At 70.7% G+C, this 16,102-nt stretch carries 12 protein-coding genes and 2 pseudogenes; 5 read left to right on the top strand and 9 right to left on the bottom strand.

Annotated elements, in window-relative coordinates:
• Positions 1-15 precede the first annotated feature (15 nt).
• Entirely contained in the window at positions 16-687 is a 672-nt protein-coding gene (locus OG276_RS32255) for a uracil-DNA glycosylase (RefSeq protein ID WP_266913294.1), read from the top strand.
• Positions 688-780: 93 nt separating this feature from the next.
• Entirely contained in the window at positions 781-1,287 is a 507-nt protein-coding gene (locus tag OG276_RS32260) for a hypothetical protein (RefSeq protein ID WP_266910711.1), read from the top strand.
• A gap of 40 nt (positions 1,288-1,327) precedes the next feature.
• On the opposite strand, the gene OG276_RS32265 is transcribed toward OG276_RS32260, so the two are convergent.
• Positions 1,328-1,912: a hypothetical protein gene (locus tag OG276_RS32265; protein WP_266910713.1), complete on the bottom strand. Its 585-nt coding sequence runs from the start codon at positions 1,910-1,912 to the stop codon at positions 1,328-1,330.
• A 72-nt stretch (positions 1,913-1,984) separates the two neighbouring features.
• Positions 1,985-2,509 (bottom strand): DinB family protein, encoded by a 525-nt coding sequence (locus tag OG276_RS32270; RefSeq protein ID WP_266910714.1) that lies wholly within the window; start codon positions 2,507-2,509, stop codon positions 1,985-1,987.
• A gap of 82 nt (positions 2,510-2,591) precedes the next feature.
• Here OG276_RS32270 and OG276_RS32275 point away from each other — a divergent pair, with 82 nt between their 5' ends.
• Entirely contained in the window at positions 2,592-3,497 is a 906-nt protein-coding gene (locus OG276_RS32275) for a Gfo/Idh/MocA family protein (RefSeq protein WP_266913296.1), read from the top strand.
• Here the strand turns inward: OG276_RS32275 and lnt are convergent.
• The 4 genes and pseudogenes from lnt to OG276_RS32295 all read right to left on the bottom strand — a co-directional run.
• Positions 3,421-5,106 (bottom strand): annotated as a pseudogene (lnt, locus tag OG276_RS32280) (apolipoprotein N-acyltransferase). The gene OG276_RS32275 and the pseudogene lnt overlap by 77 nt on opposite strands.
• A 159-nt stretch (positions 5,107-5,265) precedes the next feature.
• A complete protein-coding gene (locus OG276_RS32285) occupies positions 5,266-5,745 on the bottom strand; it encodes a nuclear transport factor 2 family protein (RefSeq protein ID WP_266910716.1) in 480 nt (159 codons plus the stop codon).
• A gap of 69 nt (positions 5,746-5,814) precedes the next feature.
• The gene (locus tag OG276_RS32290) at positions 5,815-5,991 is read right to left on the bottom strand and encodes a hypothetical protein (protein WP_266876352.1); all 177 of its coding nucleotides are present in this window, start codon (positions 5,989-5,991) and stop codon (positions 5,815-5,817) included.
• Positions 5,992-6,123: 132 nt separating this feature from the next.
• A pseudogene (locus OG276_RS32295) lies at positions 6,124-6,261 on the bottom strand (undecaprenyl-diphosphatase); the annotation flags it as partial.
• A 265-nt stretch (positions 6,262-6,526) separates the two neighbouring features.
• Between OG276_RS32295 and OG276_RS32300 the strand changes: the two are divergent.
• Complete coding sequence (locus OG276_RS32300; protein WP_266910718.1) at positions 6,527-6,688, top strand: hypothetical protein; 162 nt, start codon at positions 6,527-6,529, stop codon at positions 6,686-6,688.
• Positions 6,681-7,298 carry an IS3 family transposase gene (locus OG276_RS32305; RefSeq protein ID WP_266910720.1) on the top strand — a complete coding sequence of 206 codons (618 nt, stop codon included), beginning with the start codon at positions 6,681-6,683 and terminating at the stop codon, positions 7,296-7,298. Before OG276_RS32300 ends, OG276_RS32305 begins: the two co-directional genes overlap by 8 nt.
• A gap of 689 nt (positions 7,299-7,987) precedes the next feature.
• Here the strand turns inward: OG276_RS32305 and OG276_RS32310 are convergent.
• The 3 genes from OG276_RS32310 to OG276_RS32320 form a co-directional block, all read right to left on the bottom strand.
• Positions 7,988-8,197 carry a hypothetical protein gene (locus OG276_RS32310; protein WP_266910722.1) on the bottom strand — a complete coding sequence of 70 codons (210 nt, stop codon included), beginning with the start codon at positions 8,195-8,197 and terminating at the stop codon, positions 7,988-7,990.
• Positions 8,198-8,977: 780 nt separating this feature from the next.
• Positions 8,978-9,397, bottom strand: coding sequence for a hypothetical protein (locus OG276_RS32315; protein WP_266910724.1), 420 nt, complete (start codon positions 9,395-9,397; stop codon positions 8,978-8,980).
• 104 nt (positions 9,398-9,501) lie between these two features.
• Positions 9,502-16,050 (bottom strand): RHS repeat-associated core domain-containing protein, encoded by a 6,549-nt coding sequence (locus OG276_RS32320; protein ID WP_266910726.1) that lies wholly within the window; start codon positions 16,048-16,050, stop codon positions 9,502-9,504.
• Between the last annotated feature and the right edge of the window lie 52 nt (positions 16,051-16,102).

Genomic DNA, 16,102 nt, shown 5'->3' on the forward strand with positions numbered 1-16,102 from the left:
GTCGCCGTGACCCAGATGCTGCCCGAGTCCTGGCTCCCCGTCCTCGGCGGGGAGCTGGATCAGCCCTACTTCAAGGAACTCACCGAGTTCGTCGAGAAGGAGCGGGCGAACGGGCCGGTCTACCCGCCCCGCGAGCAGGTCTTCGCGGCCCTGGAGGCCACCGCGTTCGACCAGGTGAAGGTGCTGGTCCTCGGCCAGGACCCGTACCACGGTGCGGGCCAGGGCCACGGGCTGTGCTTCTCCGTGCAGCCCGGCGTGAAGACCCCGCCCTCGCTGCGCAACATCTACAAGGAGATGCAGGCGGAGCTGGACACCCCCATCCCGGACAACGGGTACTTGATGCCGTGGGCCGAGCAGGGCGTCCTGCTGCTCAACGCGGTGCTCACCGTCCGCGAGGCGGAGCCCAACTCGCACAAGGGCAAGGGCTGGGAGAAGTTCACCGACGCGGTGATCCGCGCGGTGGCCGCGCGCCCCGACCCGGCCGTCTTCGTCCTCTGGGGGGCGTACGCCCAGAAGAAGCTCCCGCTGATCGACGAGGAGCGGCACGCGGTCGTCAAGGGGGCCCACCCCTCCCCGCTGTCGGCCAAGAAGTTCTTCGGCTCCCGGCCGTTCACCCAGATCAACGAGGCCGTCGCCGCCCAGGGCCATGCGCCGATCGACTGGCGGATCCCGGACCTGGGCCGATGACCGACCGCGCCTAGGCGGCATTGCCGGTGCCTCCGGCTAGCGTCTTGATGATCAGACCGGAGCAGGTCTGACAGGAACAAGCCGGAGGCCGCGTTGACGGAGCAGCAGGAGGCGTCTGAGGACGCCGTCATGACCAGGATCGGCCAAGCGGCCATCCTGCTGCACGCCGGCGACCGCGAGGAGGCCCGCAACCGGCTCGGCGAGATCTGGTCCGAGATCGGCACGGAGGGCGACTCCCTGCACCGCTGCACGCTCGCGCACTACCTCGCCGACGCGCAGGACGACCCCGCCGAGGAGCTGGCCTGGGACCTCAGGGCCCTGGCCGCCGCGCACGCCGAAGCCGACGGCGACGGTCCCGGTCCGCCCCCGGCCGTCCGGGTCTTCTACCCGTCGCTGCACCTGAGCCTGGCCGCCGACTACGTGAAGCTACGGCGCCCCGAGGCGGCCCGGATCCACCTGGCGCGGGCCCGCGCCGCCACCGGTGCCCTGGCCGACGACGGGTACGGGAACGGCGTACGGGCCGCCATCGCCCGCCTGGAGCGCCGCCTGGCGGCGGAACCGGGGGAGGGGCCCCGACCGTTCCCGGAGCAGAACCAGTAGCGGGAGCGGGAGCGGAACCAGGAGGAGCAGGGCCGGGCCGTCAGCCGCCCTGGACGCCCGCGCAGATGCGGGCCTCCGGGCTGTCCGGATGCCAGCGCCCGTGCCGGCGGCCCAGCGCGCACACGTCGGCGGGCCGCACCGGCAGCTCCCGCACCAGCTCGCGCGGCACCTCGCCGCCCTCGGAACGGGGCCGTCCGGGGTGCCCGCCCGGACGCCCGTCGGTGTGGTCGCGGTGCCCGCTGGGCCGCCGGGGCTCCGGGATGTCCGGAACCGGCGCTGCGGCCGCCGGGGCTCCGCGTGCTCCCGGCCGGCCGTCCTGCGCCGCCTGCGCGGTAGGGGCCGCGGCCCGCGGGACGGCGGCCCGGCCGGAAGCGGAGGGGGCCGGCCCGGCCGGGTGTCCCGGCCTTGCCTCCACGGCCTCCAGCGCCTCCAGAGCGGGTGCCCGGACGACCACCGGCGCGGCCCCCGGCCCGCCGCGGGGCTCGTGCCGGGGCGGCGCCCCCGGGGTGCCGGGGGCGGTCGCGGGCTGCAGGGGAGCCGGGGTCACGTTCACGCAGCCGGAGACGGCCGAGACCGCACAGGCGACGCCGAGCAGCAGCTTTGTCGTGGTTCGGGTTGGATGCACTCACACAACTCTGCTGTGCGAGGACTGTGTTGCGAAAACCCGGAGCCGATATTCACCCCGCACGGGTGACGGCTACTCGCCCGTGGCGCCGTCGATGTGCTCCCGCAGCAGGTCCGCGTGGCCGTTGTGGCGCGCGTACTCCTCGATCATGTGGTTGTAGACCCAGCGCAGGCTGAACACCTCGCCCCGGCGGTGGCTCTCGGCCTTCGAGGCGAGGTCCAGCGAGCGGCCGGCCGCGGCCTGCCGGGCCAGCTCGATTTCGGTCTGCCACACCCGCTCCGCCTCGGCCCAGGTGTCCTTGTCGGCGAAGTGGAAGTCCCCGTCCGGGTTCTCGCCGTTGCAGTACAGCTCGGGCAGCTCCTCGTCCAGCATGATCTCCCGGAACCAGTACCGCTCCACCTCGGCCATGTGCCGCACGAGTCCCAGCAGGCTCAGTGCGGACGGCAGCAGCGGGGTGGTGCGCAGCTGCGCGTCGGACAGGCCCTCGCACTTCCAGGCCAGGGTGGAGCGGTGGTAGTCGAGCCAGCCGTCGAGCATCTCGCGCTCGTCGGCCGTGGTGGAGGGTTCGGAACGGTGGGATCCGTCACTGATCGTCATGGGCGCCATCCTGGTCGAACTCGGCCGTGGTCACCACCGGTTAGGCTGCGTACTCCCACAAGGAACGAACCTGGAGGTCCCGGTGAAGGTCGGCTGTATCGGACTCGGCGACATCGCGCAGAAGGCGTACCTGCCCGTCCTGACCACCCGCCCGGGGCTCGAACTGCACCTGCAGACCCGGACCCCGGCCACCCTCGAACGGGTCGGCGCCCAGCACCGCGTCCCGGCCGAACGCCTGCACACCGACCTCGACTCGCTGCTCGCCCAGAAGCTCGACGCGGCCTTCGTGCACGCCCCGACCGCCGTCCACCCCGAGATCGTGGAACGGCTGCTGGAAGCGGGCGTGCCGACGTACGTCGACAAGCCGATCGCCTACGAGCTCGCGGAATCGCGCCGCCTGGTCGAGCTGGCCGAGGAGCGCGGGGTCTCCCTCGCCGTCGGCTTCAACCGCCGCCACGCGCCCGGCTACGCGCAGTGCGCCGACCACGCGCGCGACCTCATCGTCATGCAGAAGAACCGGGTCGGCCTGCCCGAGGACGTACGGACCTTCGTCCTGGACGACTTCATCCACGTCGTCGACACCCTGCGCTTCCTGCTGCCCGGCGAGGCCGACCAGGTCGACGTACGGGCCGTGGTGCGGGACGGCCTGATGAGCCAGGTGGTGCTCCAGCTGTCCGGTACGGGCTTCACCGCGCTCGGCATCATGAACCGGCTCTCCGGTTCCACGGAGGAGGTGCTGGAGGTCTCCGGGCAGGACACCAAGCGCCAGGTCGTCAACCTCGCGGAGGTCATCGACCACAAGGGCCAGCCCACGGTCCGGCGGCGCGGGGACTGGGTGCCGGTGGCCCGCCAGCGCGGCATCGAGCAGGTCGTCGACTCCTTCCTGGAGGCCGTCTCCACGGGCACGACCCTCAGCGCGCGCGACGCGCTGGCCACCCACGAACTGTGCGAGCGGGTGGTGAGGTCCGCGCTGGAGCAGGCGTCCTGAGCGGCCACGACACGGTCGGCTACCCGGTCGGCGCCGGTGGTGTTCCCAGGGGCGCCCCGGCGCGTTTCCCGGGCCGTACGGAGCGGGCGCCCGCGGCCGCGCCGTAGACGGCCAGGGCGGTCAGCGAGGCGCCCACGGGCCAGTCCCCGAAGCGGACGTACAGGGTCGTGCCCCGCGCGAGCGGGACCTCGTACACCCATGCCGTGCTCGCCGAGGTGGACAGCGCCGGCCCGATCCGCTCGCCGGACGGGCCGTGCACCGCGCTGATGCCGGTGAGAGCGGAGTGGACCTCGGGCCGGCCGGTCTCGGCGGCGCGCAGCGCGGACAGCGAGGCGTGCTGGGCCGGTGCCCAGCTGTTCTGGAAGGTGGAAGTCGACGACTGGTCGACGAGCAGTGCGGCGCCCTCGCGGACGAGGTGGCGGCTCATGTCCGGGAACGCCGACTCGAAGCAGACCAGCGGGCCGAGGCGGACGCCCGGCCGGCCGGGCAGGTCCATCAGGACCGGCGCCTCGCCCGGAACGCGGTTCTCCGCCGCGGCCTTGCCGACCGAGGTGGCCCAGCCCAGCAGCCCGCGGGCCGGCACGTACTCCCCGAAGGGGACCAGGCGCATCTTGTCGTACCGGTCACCGGTCGGGCCCCCGGGACCGACGAGCACCGCCGATTTGCGGATCCCGGGCCGGTCGGCGGCCCGCGCGTCCACGTTGACCAGCAGCGGAGCCCCCACCCGCGCCGACAGGGCGGCGAGCCGCCGGGCCAGGTCCGGGCGGGCCGTCAGGTCCTCGCCGACACTGCTCTCCCCCCACACCACCAGGTCCGGGCGGAGCCCGGCAGAGGTCCCCGTGGGCCCCTGCCCGGCCAGGGCCCCGGTCAGCTGCTCCCCGAGGGCGAACCGCCGCTCCGCGCCGTCCGGGCCGTCCTCGACCGGGCCCGGCTGTACGAGGGCCACGCGCAGCACGCCCGAGACCTCCGGGCGGGGCGCCCACAGCCACACCACCCCCGCCAGCACCGCGCAGCCCGTCACCCCGGCCAGCGCGGGCGTCCGCGCCCCCGGCGCCGTGGCTAGCAGGACCAGCGCGCAGTTCACCGCCACGACCAGCAGGCCGACCAGCCAGACCCCGCCCACCGAAGCCAGCCGCAGCGCGGGCGCCACCTGCCACTGACTGGCACCGAGCAGCCCCCACGGACCGCCCAGCCCCTGCCAGGACCGGGCCAGCTCCGACAGCAGCCAGCCCGCCGGTACGAGGACCAGCGCGGCCGCGGCCCGCCCCGGTCCCGGGAGCCCGCCGAGCAGCTCCCGCACCAGCAGCGCCCAGGGAATCCAGAGCAGGCCCACGAGCGCCGCCACGGCGAAGAGGAACACGTGGAGGCTGGGCAGCAGCCAGTGGTGGACGGCGAAGACGAAGCCGGCGCCGCCGAGCCAGCCCTCCAGGGCCGCGCGCCGGCCGGTGGGGGCCGACCTCAGCAGCAGGATCCAGGGCACGAGGGCGACGTAGGCGAACCACCACAGCGAGGGGGCCGGGAAGGCGAGGCAGGGCAGGGCCCCCGCGACGACCGCTGCCGGCGCACGCCACCACGGGACCCGCTTCGAGACCGTCGAGACCGTCAGCACCCTGGGCCTCCGCTTCCAGTGTGGAACAGCCCTGCCCGTGGAACCAGCCGCTTGTGGAACCAGCTGTCCGTGAACCGGTTGTCCGCCGGGTGAACCACCTGTACGTCCGGCACCTGTCCGTCCGGCACCCGTCCGTCCGGCCATCTGCCCGTCGAACCGTCAGAACGACATGTGCCGCCACTTCTCGTGGACGGTCACCCGCGAGAGCCGCCAGCCGGACCGGGCGGTACGGGTGACGGCGAAGGTGTAGCGGCCCGCCGCGACGAAGTTGGGCGCGGTGACGGCGGGGCCGCCCTCGTCGGGCTCCTCCCCGGCCAGCCGCATGGGATTGAGGAAGTCGGCCCGGACCTCCGCCGTGTCACCGGGGGAACCGCCCTCGTCCGGGATCCGGATCAGCCGGTTGACGATGAGGTGCTGGCGCACCGGGAACAGCTTCATCGTCTCCGCGAGCCAGTCCGCGACCTCCCCGGCGGGGCCCTCGATCCCGCCGGCCGAGGCGTAGTCGGCCCGCCCGCCCGGGGCGAACAGGGCGCGGTACGCGTCCCAGTCGCCGTCGTCCACGGCGATGGCGTACCCCGTGACCAGCTCGTCGATCGCCAGCCGGTCCATCAAGCCCGCAAGGTCCACACGCTGCGTCATCGGGTCAGTGTGCGGGCGCGGGGCGCGGAGGCCAAGGGGCGTGCGGGGACCGGATCTTCCGGCCCCGCGTCAGTGACCGGAACGCGCCTCCCGGGGACGGACCACCACGAGGTAGGCGTCGCTGGCCAGATCCATCACCACCTCCGCGGGCACGCCCTCGCGCGTCCGCTGCGCCGCGTACTCCTCGGCCGGCCAACTTCCCCTCGGACTTCCGGCCGGAAACCGCTCCAGCACCACTCGACCCATGGGACACCCCCTGCTGTTCGTCTTCAGGTCTCTTCAGCACAACGACGCGAAGGCCGCCCGGGAACGTTCCCGAACGGCCTTCGATTCACGCGGAGCGGTGACGTGCGCCACGTTCTTTGCGGAAGACGGGCCCTAGCCCGCCGACTCGCCGGCGTGGGGGCTGAGGACGCCCCTGCCGATCAGGATGACCAGCAGGATGCCGAGCAGGACCCGGTAGATCACGAACGGCATGAAGCTCTTGCTGGAGATGAACGTCATGAACCAGTTCAAGCGTCGAGGTCCTGAGCGGCTTTGAGCTGCTGTTTCCACCACTCTTCAAGATCGAATCAGAGAGCAGTGGGAGATGGCACCCTGCAGTGCTCTCCCTCGCTGGCCACGAAGCGCAGCGACCTGGTTTGCAGCGAATCGGCAATCTCCTGCTCCATGGTCAGTGCCGATGAGGCGGTTGCCGAGCTGGCGCAGGGCGGGGTTGTAGTCCAGGTCCCGGGCTCGTTGCTTGTCGTAGTAGCGGCGGGCGCCGGGCGAGATCTGCAGCGTGCAGATCGGAGAAGTAACCGGGACGGACCCGGCCGCCCTGGCCGTGTTCATCGGTAACCAGAGGACCGGGCACCGCATCCCGCACCGGCTGGCCTGCAGAGCTCTCGGGGTGTCGGAGTCCTGGTTCTACAAGTGGCGCGACAAGCGCCACCGTGCGTGAGGTCCGGCGCGGACAGATGGCCGACGTGGTCCGGCAGATCTTCGAGGACTCCGGCGGCACCTACGGTTCCCCGAAGGTCTGGCGTCTCCTGGTCCGCGCCGGCTGGAGGGTCTCGGTGAACACCGTCGCCCGTCTGATGGCCGAGCTCGGGCTGGCGGGGCGGAAGGTGCGCCGACGGCGCGGGCTGACCCGGCCCGGCAAACGGCCGGCGGCCCCGGACTTCGTGCGGCGGGACTTCACCGCGGACGCCCCGGACCAGGTGTGGTGCGGCGACATGACCGAGATCACCACCGGTGAGGGCAAGCTCTACCTCGTCACCGTCATCGACCTGTTCTCGCGCCGGCTGCTCGGCTACGCGATGGGCGCACACCATGACGCTGACCTGGTCGTGGCGTCCTTGAACATGGCCGCGGCCACCCGCGGCGGTGACGTGAAGGACGTGATCTTCCACAGCGACCGAGGCGGCGAGTACGGCTCCCGGCGCTTCCGGCGGTCCTCCGCGACCACCGGGCACCCAGCCATGCCCACACCCACCCTGACCTGCTGTTATTTACGCGTCAGAGTCGCTCAGCGCTGGACACTGCGCGCCGCGACACACGGACAACCTTGATCCCGTCGGCGCTCGCCGGCCCCTCACCAGGAGATGACCATGCCTCGCGCTGCCCGCTTCGCCGCCACGTACGCCCTGCTCACCGGCGCCCACGAGGTCGGCGACTACATCGTTATCGCGTCAAACAACGTGTCCACCATGCAGAAGGCTCGGTGTCGTGAACCGGCCGGGCTCGACACACCCGACAGGGGACCCGTTGCAGGCCCGGTTCGGGAAGCCGGCGGGTCCGGCTTCCCGAACGCAGAGCTATCGTCGACAGACACGGGCCTCTGCCTAGGTTCCGGCTCCGGCAGGCGTTACTCGACTTCCTCGAAGTTGTAGCTGGAGCTATTGCTGTCGATCTTGATCCGCACAGTCCGGTAGCCCGGCTTGCCGTTTTTGGCGTGCTTGCCCCAGTGCTGGCATGTGAAGCCGGTGTCGCCCCGTACCTCTCATTGATCATCTGGTAGATGAGCTTGTCGACCAGGAGCGCCTTTTTGGGCTCCTTGGTGTACGAGATGATGCTGCTGCCCGCGGTGTAGCTGTCGCTGATCTTGACGTCGTAGGGGATCTCGCCCCCGCGTATGTCACCATGCACTGGCTGACCGCACCGGCCTTCTGCGTCACGCCGGCGGGGTGAGTGGTGCTGGTCTTACCGGCGACCTTGGCGGTGCTGAGCACGTCCTCGCGCAGCGCGTGCTCCACCTTCTTCACGAAGGGAGCGCCGAGATCGGGGGCCGGGGTGACCCGGAGCGCGTCGCCGCACGCATGTACACGTCCGGCTGAGGGCCGGCGATGGCGACCGGCAGGGCCTTTGCCGCGTCGTCGCTGCCGCCGCCCTGGGCGGTTTCCGAAGCGCCGCAGCCCGCGCTGAGTAGGGTCACCGCGGCCACGCCGGTCAGAACTCTGGGGAATCGCATAAGAGGAACGTAAACACCCCGACCGGCGGGCCGTGCCCGGGGTCCGGCACCGGTCCACGCCCGACGCCCCCGCGAGCGACCGCGCCGACACGTGTACGGCTCCCGAGAGAACCGCGCCCGCGCGGACTCGGGACCAAGGCGCCCCTTCCACCGGTTGGGATTTCGTAGCCGGTGGCGTCGAGTGCCGTCCCGGTACAGCGCCCGCCTTGGGCGGGTGGATTGGGCCGATGCGCAGGCGGGCCCGGGCTCGCCGGTGACCGGGCCGGTCGGGCCGCGGCGTTGGGCGACGGTGCGCCAGGCCGTACCGTCGCCGGAGACCTGGATGGCGTGCTCCTTGCCGTAGGCGACCTCCCAGGCGAGCCTCACGGTGTCGATGCTTCGGGCGGAACCCAAGGTCGACGTTGAGTCACTGGTCGTTGCTATAGGCGCTGGTCCAGCGCGTGGTGGGATCCCCGTCGAATTCGTTGACCACGGCGAGGAAGGCCGTCTCGGTGGACGACGCGGTCGCGGTTCGGCCGTAGGCGAGGTCGGCCGAGTCGGGGGCGGGCTTGGACGCGCGGCCGAACGAAACTCGTCCGCCGTGCGGAGCAGGGCGTGCTGCACGGTGGGTTGGCTGTACGAGGAGAGTTGGGTCGGGACTGGAGCGGTGACGGCCGACTGCAGTTCCTGGTCGACGTGGGCCGTAGGCCGGTAGTGCCCCCCCGGGTAGCGGCACCGTGCCGCTGGAACCGCGAGGCCCGGATACCGCCCGCCGGTCTTCGACGCGGACGTGCACACCTGTCACCATTCGCCGATGTCGAAGTTGGCCGCGACGGGCATGACATTGTCGTCGAACACAAGGACCAGGTAGGTGCCGAAGCCGACCAGTTGATCGTAGAGACGCTCGGCGAGCTGATAGGTCTCCACCGTGTCGGACCGGGACCGGGCGGTCAGCATGGCCGGAACGGATTCGAGGGGAGGACCAGGATCCGGCTCGCCCACGTACAAGCTCACGGTCACATCGTCGCTCTGGAAGCCGTAAAGGCGGCCGCCGTCTTCCTGGGTGACGCCGGGGGCCTGCCCGAGGGCCACGTCCAGGATGCCCCCGACGTCCTGCCAAAGCCGGTCTCCGAAGCCGGTGGTGTCCCACGGCCCGGCGGTGGGGCCGACCCGGAACTCGAAGTCCCGATCGCCACCACCGTGCTTCTCAAAGTCTGTCATGCGCATCTCTCGCTCTCTGTCTCGCCGTCTGCCTCGGAAGTATCCACGTGAACGATCGGCGGGGTGCCGGGAGTCCCGGCACCCCGCCGACAGGAGCCACGTGCCTACTTGACGTCCAGGTCGAGCATGTATCCGCGCCCGAAGACGATGACGCGTTGGATATGCGTGTTGCTGCGCTTGAAGTCGTCGATGCCCTTGTTCGCCGTCTTCTCGTCCATGCCGCCCTTGCGAAGATCGATCACGGCCAGGTCGACCTGCTGCTTTCGGTCGGCCTTCTTCAAGTGGTCGCGAAGACCGTCGTCACGCGTACTGGTCATAGCCTTGAAGTCGGCCCGCTTGTCGTCCACCCAGGCATCACCGGCATGCGGCGCGAGCTGGTCGTCGTTCCGGGACATCACATTGTGTCCGTGGATCGCCAGGGTCAGCGCGATCTGGAACTCGGCGGGGTCGTCGAACCCGAATCCCTCCTCGCCCTGCTTGTTCTTGCGCTTCCAGGACTCGTCGATCCGCTCCATGATCTTTTCCACGTCGCTGCGCGAGGGTCCCATCATCTCCAGGAGGTCGTGCGCCAGGTTGGCCGCGCCGCAGCCGTCCCGCGCGCCCCTGCGGCAGAGGTCCTCGTCGATGTCCTCGATCTCCTCTTCCAGGTAGTTGTGGAGGTCCCAGTCCCCGTCGAGGATCTGGTTGACCCGCTCCTTGCGGAGCTTGGCGGCGATCTCCGCGTTGGAGAAGAGCAGCTGCTCCAGGTAGCGCTCGTAGCGGGGCGCGCCCGCCGGGGGGTGGCCGGCCCGGCCACGGCCGGTGTTGTAGTTCGTGCCGCGGTGAGGCGGCGGGTTCGACGTCGCCTTGCGGTCCAGGAGGATGTCCGGGATGCCTCCGGTGCAGGAGATCTCGCCGGTCCTGCACTCTGGCACCGCGAGACCGGAGGGGTCGCTGAGCGTGGTGGGGTTGTTGTTGGCGTAGCCGTAGCCGTTGAGCGACTGGTGCTGCTCCAGCGTCAGGTTCGGGTCCACGCTGATGAACTGCCCGATGGAGGGGTCGTACTGACGTGCCCCGACCTGCGTCAGTCCAGTCCCGGCGTCCGCCGACTTGCCGAGGAACCCCTTGTCGTCGGGCCAGGCCCCGGTGTCGCTGCCGCGCTGGGCGCCGAACGGCGTGGTGTACCGCTTGCTGAGGGCCTGGGCGCTGTCCGCGGAGATCGCGACGTGGCCCGTGCCGTGATGATCGACCGACAGGAAGGTCAGCTTCTCGCTGCCCGACTGGTTGGTGCGCACGGCCACGGTGCTGGTGCCCGCCGTGTAGTACCGGTTGGCCCACTTCTTCCCGGACTTGAGGTGCACCTCGGTGTTCCCCAGGTACAGCACCGACTCGCCGGCGGCCGCGTTGTCACGGCGGATCAGCAGGGTGCCGTCGGCGTCGTACACGTAGCCCGTGGAGGTGCCGCCCTCGGTGAGCTTGCCCAGCCGGCCCTCGTGGTTCCACAGGAGCGACTGGCGGACCGTCGAGGCGGCACTCTCGGCACGGCTCTCCGTGCGTCCGGAGTCGTCGTAGGTGTACTGGGCCGCCGCCGACGCGCAGGCGTCGGGCGCGGTGGAGCGGACGACCGCCTTCAGGGCGTGCCGGCGGGTTGTGTCGTAGCAGTACGTGGAGGTGACCGGGTCGGCCCCGCCGCGGGTCTCCGTGGCCCGCTGCCCGGAGGTGTTGTAGGTGAAGCCGCTCCAGTACGGAGCGGGGCCGCCGAGGTTGGCCGCGGTGCGTCCGGCCGTCGAGCAGTCGGCCGTCTTCGGGGTCCAGGCCTCGGTCAGGCGGCGCAGCCCGTCGTAGCCGAAGCACTGGTAGTCGCCGCCAGTGCCCGTGTCGGCCCGGTCGTGGATGGAGGTGACATTGCCCGCTTGGTCGTAGGCGTACTGGAGGTCCTGCACGGGACCGCGGGTCTGGTCGTCGGTGGCGGAGGCGAGCATCCGGCCGGTGCCGGGCTCGTAGGTGCGGGAGAGGAAGATCCGCTTGGCCGCGGCCGAGGTCCCCAGCTCCAGCTGGTGGACCTGCCCGGTGGCCGAGTAGTCGGCGCCCAGCAGGTAACCGGAGAGCCCGGAGAGCTGAGTGGGCAGGCCAGCGTCGTTGTAGAGCGTCTCGACCGTCTCGGCGGGCAGCCCGCCGGCAGCCGGCTCCTTGACGTTGTTGAGCGTTCCGTCGAGCCGGTAGGCGGTGCCCAGGGCGACGGTCTCGGTGACGGCACCGGAGGTGACCAGCGGATCGGAGGCGGGCAGTGTGAGGGAGGTGGCCGTCGCCCGGCCGACTGTGTCGTACGCGGTGACGGTCTTGGTGTACTCCTTGCTGCCTGCCTGGTTCACACCGTTCTCGTAGCGGACGGACTTGTCGGGCAGGCCCTTCAGCAGGCCGTCGAAGGTCCACTTGGCGAGCTTGTTGACGTCCGTGCGGCTGGTGTGCCACATGTCGGTCTTGCGGCCGAGCTCGTCGTAGCCGAAGAGGATCAGATGCCCCTCGGCGTCCTTGGTGTGGTCGACCTGATCGAGAGCGGTGTAACCGGTGGTGATGGTGCCGGTGTCCGGGTCGGTGCTGGACACCTCCCGCCCGTACAGGTCGTAGGTGTGAGACCAGGTCGAGCCGTCGGGGCCGGTGACGGTCAGCGGCTTGCCGTCACGGGCGTAGGTGTGCGTCACCCGGGTGTACGGGGCCGCGGTCGTGGCACCGTACTGTTTGTCGTCCGGCTGCGGACCCGCGTAGGTCCGGGTCTCCGCGGTACGGCCGAGCGCGTCGGTGATGACCCGCGAGGCGGTGCCGCCCTGAACGGCGGTCGTGGCCACCGAGTCGCCGGTGTACGTGGTGCGGGTGTCCCACTTCTTGGTGCCCCAGGAGGACAGGGCGGTTTTCACTACCCGGCCCGCGCCGTCGTACACCATGTCGTTCTGGACCGGCGCCTGGGCGTTTTCGATGCCGTAGTAGCTGCTGTTGGGCGCCTTGGCGCTGTCGAACGCGTCCGCCTGCGTGACCACGGCCAGGCCCCGCGCGTCGTAGCGGGTGTCCGTCAGGATCCGGCCGCCGTTGACTCCGGGGGTCTGGGTCTGGATCTTCCGCAGCAACGAGTCGTAGAGGGTGTAGCTGGTGCGGTAGCCGACCCCGTCCGCCTTGAGCTGCGCCACCGAGGTCCACGACGGTGTGGTCTGGCTGAGCTTGTAGGTAAAGGAGCCGCTCGGGCTGTCACCGGCGGCCTTGGACCGGTTGGGCAGCCAGACGGCAGTGGTACGGCCGAGGGCGTCGCGGGTGTACTCGGTCCTCTTGAGATTGGCGTCGAGGGTGTAACTGACCGACCCGCGGGCCGGGTCGAAGTAGGTGTACGACTTGTGGGCCTGGCCGTTGGAGGCCAGCTTGGGGTGGGTGACGATGACGCCGGTCACCGGGCCGCCGGCCGCTGGATAGTAGGCGGTGGTGGTGGCGTTGCCCTTGCCGTCGGTGGACTTCAGCGGTCGGCCGAGGCCGGCGGTGTCGGTGTCGGTGTCGAACTGGGTGGTGACGACCGTCTGCCAGGATCCCGCTCCGGGGTTGCGGTCGGCGGTGCCGTTCGCGGCCGGGTATCCGGTGGGCTGGCCGGTCCAGGTGGGCAAGCCGAGCGTCGGGGTCTGGGACGCCGTCCAGGCGGTGGCGGCCGGGTTGTCGAAGACGGTGGCCGCGTCGGACAGCACATCGCCGCGCGTGGCCGTGCTCGTCGGCAGGGACAGTTTGTCGTCGGAGTCCGCGCATGGCTTGCCGACGGTACGGGTCCGGGAGACCAGCGAGGTCAAGCCCTTGCCGGTGTTGCGGGCGTACCAGGTGCGGGTGCAGGTCTCGTCGCCGGTGAACGACCAGTCACCGTGGTTCTCGACCTTGGTGATCATGCCGTAGGTGCCGTCGTAGGTGTTCGTCGACGCCGTGGTCCGCCACTTCTTCGCAGCGGTGAGCCAGGTGTACTCGTAGCTGCGCGCCGTCCGGACGAAGTGGGCCCTGGAGTGCGCGTAGGACTTCTGTTGGCTGGCCGTCTCCTTGGACCATAGGTTGTTGAAGGTGAACGCGATCGGGGTGGCCCCGTCGTAGGTGATCTCCTGCCGGAGCTGTCCGGCGTACTGATCGTGGTCGTCGGCCGCGGCGAGGGTCGCCGAGGGGACGGGAACGGGGGTCACGGTCGCCGTGCGACTGCTGCCGTCCTTGCGCCGGTCGCCATGCATGCCCTGCATGAACAGCCGCACGGACTTGCCACGGATGCTGCCCGGTTCACCGGTGTACGTGGTGACCTGCTGGTAGCCGCGCCAGTTCGACCACGTGCGCTCCTTCTCCTCGGTGAACGGGTCGTCGTTGTAGTGCCAGCCGGCCTTGGCGTACTCGTAGCCCAGTTCGACGGCGGGGTTCTTCGCCGCAGGGTCGCTGGTGCTGACGGCGAGGACCCGGTACTTGTGGAACCAGTCGAGGGCCGGGTCGCCGCCGTTGATCGGCCAGTACACCGGGTAGCAGGACAGGGCGTTGTCGTCCTCGGCGGCCGGCATCCTGGTGCCACGCACGCACTCGGGGTTCGACAGCGCGACTGTGGTGATCGAGCCGGACTCCGCCGTGATGGTGGAGATCCGGGGTCGGGTCAGCGGCAGGATGTTCGCGCCGCCCGGCTGAGTGCCGCCTTCGACGCGATTAGGCCGCTGCTGGTAGGTGAAGCCCACCGGGGGCAACTCGACGGCGGGGCTGCCGTTGAGACCCGTGCGGTGCAGCTTCGTGAGCGTGAGGACCTGGTCCGAGCTGTTGCCGATGTCCTGGCCGTCGAAAAACTCCTGCGTGAACGCGTACGAGTCGACCGGCTTGAACGCGTCGGGCTCGGCCGCGGTCGACCACGACTGGGTCTCGACCTTGACCAGCCGCATGCGTGAGAAGAAGTGCGGGCCGGTGCTCAGGCAGTCCTTGGCGGTCGCTGCGCAGATCGAGTCGAAGGGCACGTCCGGCCAGTTGTCGGCGGTGTCCTTGGTCAGCTCGGCGCATGTGGCGGCCGTGCAGCGCTCCTTGTACGAGAAGACCACGCGGGCGGCCGGCTTGCCGGTGAACAGGGCGCCAGCCCGCTGCCCGTAGCGGATCTCCGTGGGGTGACCGCCGCGTACGTAGTCGGCGAGCTTGGTCTTGTCGCCGTTCTTCGCGTAGTGGTTCAGCTCCTTGGCGTACCAGTACGTCGAGGCGTTCCCGTGGACGTCCTGCACCAGATCCAGGTTCCACCTCCAGGCCTGGGTCTTCGCGCGATCCCCGAAAGCAGCGCCCGCCGTGTACCCAGGCTCGCCGCTGTCGTCGCCGAACACCGGCACCGTCCACACCGACTCGGTGCGCTCGGCCCCGGCGCCGGGAAGCTTGTTCAGGCCGAAGGTGTACGTGGTGCCGTCACCGGTGGTGACCTTCCAGTGCTCGCCCTTCCCGTCGCCCTTCCCCGCAGCCTTGTCGTCACCGTCGTCGCCGTTGTCGGCGCCGGTCTCGTGGACTACCAGGGAGGCGTCGTCGTTCTTCAGCCGCCACGTGCCGGAGGCGTCATCCTTGACCAGCTCGTTGGCCGTGCCGTTCAGGACGAGGGTGGCGTTCTCGTATTTCCAGCACTGATCGGACTTGTCCTTCTGGCCGTCATCCTCGCAGCTGCCGTACTTGCGCTCGATGTAGGACTCGGTCAGCGAGAAGCCTTCACCGATCAGCGAGCCCTGGTTGTTCGTGTTCGCCGTCCGGCCGTCGATGCTGCCCGAGTCATAGGCGAGGCTCAGCGGAGGGACGGGACCGGCCGGGGACGGCGGCAGGGTCAGCGGGTAGTTCCAGGCAAAGGAACCGGAGGAAGCCCCGGCTTCCCAGGTCGCCGACGGGGTGAGCGGAGTGGCTGTCATGTCGCCGCCACCAGTCGCAGACTCCCCGCCCGAGGTGGCGGTCACCGCCATCACCATCGGGGCGGAGCGTGCGGTGAGCACGGTGTCCGCGGTGACCTTCTGCCGTACGGGGTCATTCGCGGACGGCAGCTCGACCGGGACCCGGCAGGCCGCCTTCTCCGGCGTGGTCAGCGCACAGTCCGGGAGCTGCACCAGGCCGAGCCGTCCGGACCAGTTGCCGCCGACGGCCGAGGCGAAGGAGCTGTAGTCCACCGTCACGCCGGCCCGGCCGGGCCGCCCGCCGCCCACGGTGAACAGGACACCGGTCACACCGGCACGGCTCGCGGCCCGCTGGTCGAGGACGGAGACGGTGGCCACGTCCGACGCGGCGGGCCCGGAGCCGGAGGAAGCCGTCGCCCGCTTGCCGTTACCGGACTTCACAACGCTGCCGCGGACATCGACGATCCGCCCGGACGTGCTGGATCCGAGGGGGTCCGAGACGGTGCTGGCGGTCGGCCAGGCCGCCCGCCGCTCGGCCTCTGCGCTCTCGACGAGCTGCCGGTTGGCCTGCTTCTCCCGGGCGACCCTGGCACGAGCCTGGTGTGCGCCCTGGCCGACGACGGGACTGACACGGCTGACCCGGGAGTCGGCGGACGGCGGAGCGCCCGGAAGGTCGGCCGCAGCCGCCGGCACGGCGTTGGGAGCGGCCAGGGACAGGACGATGGCCCCGAGCAGCGGAAGGCTCCGCGTCCGGCGCCGGTGTCCCGACAAAGGTGTTCTTATCACGATGTGCTTTCTTCTCCGAAGGGATGCGGGGCCCCGGCTCCCTGGCGGGTTG

Origin of the sequence: Streptomyces sp. NBC_00086 (genome assembly GCF_026343255.1) — a bacterium.
GTDB lineage: Bacteria > Actinomycetota > Actinomycetes > Streptomycetales > Streptomycetaceae > Streptomyces.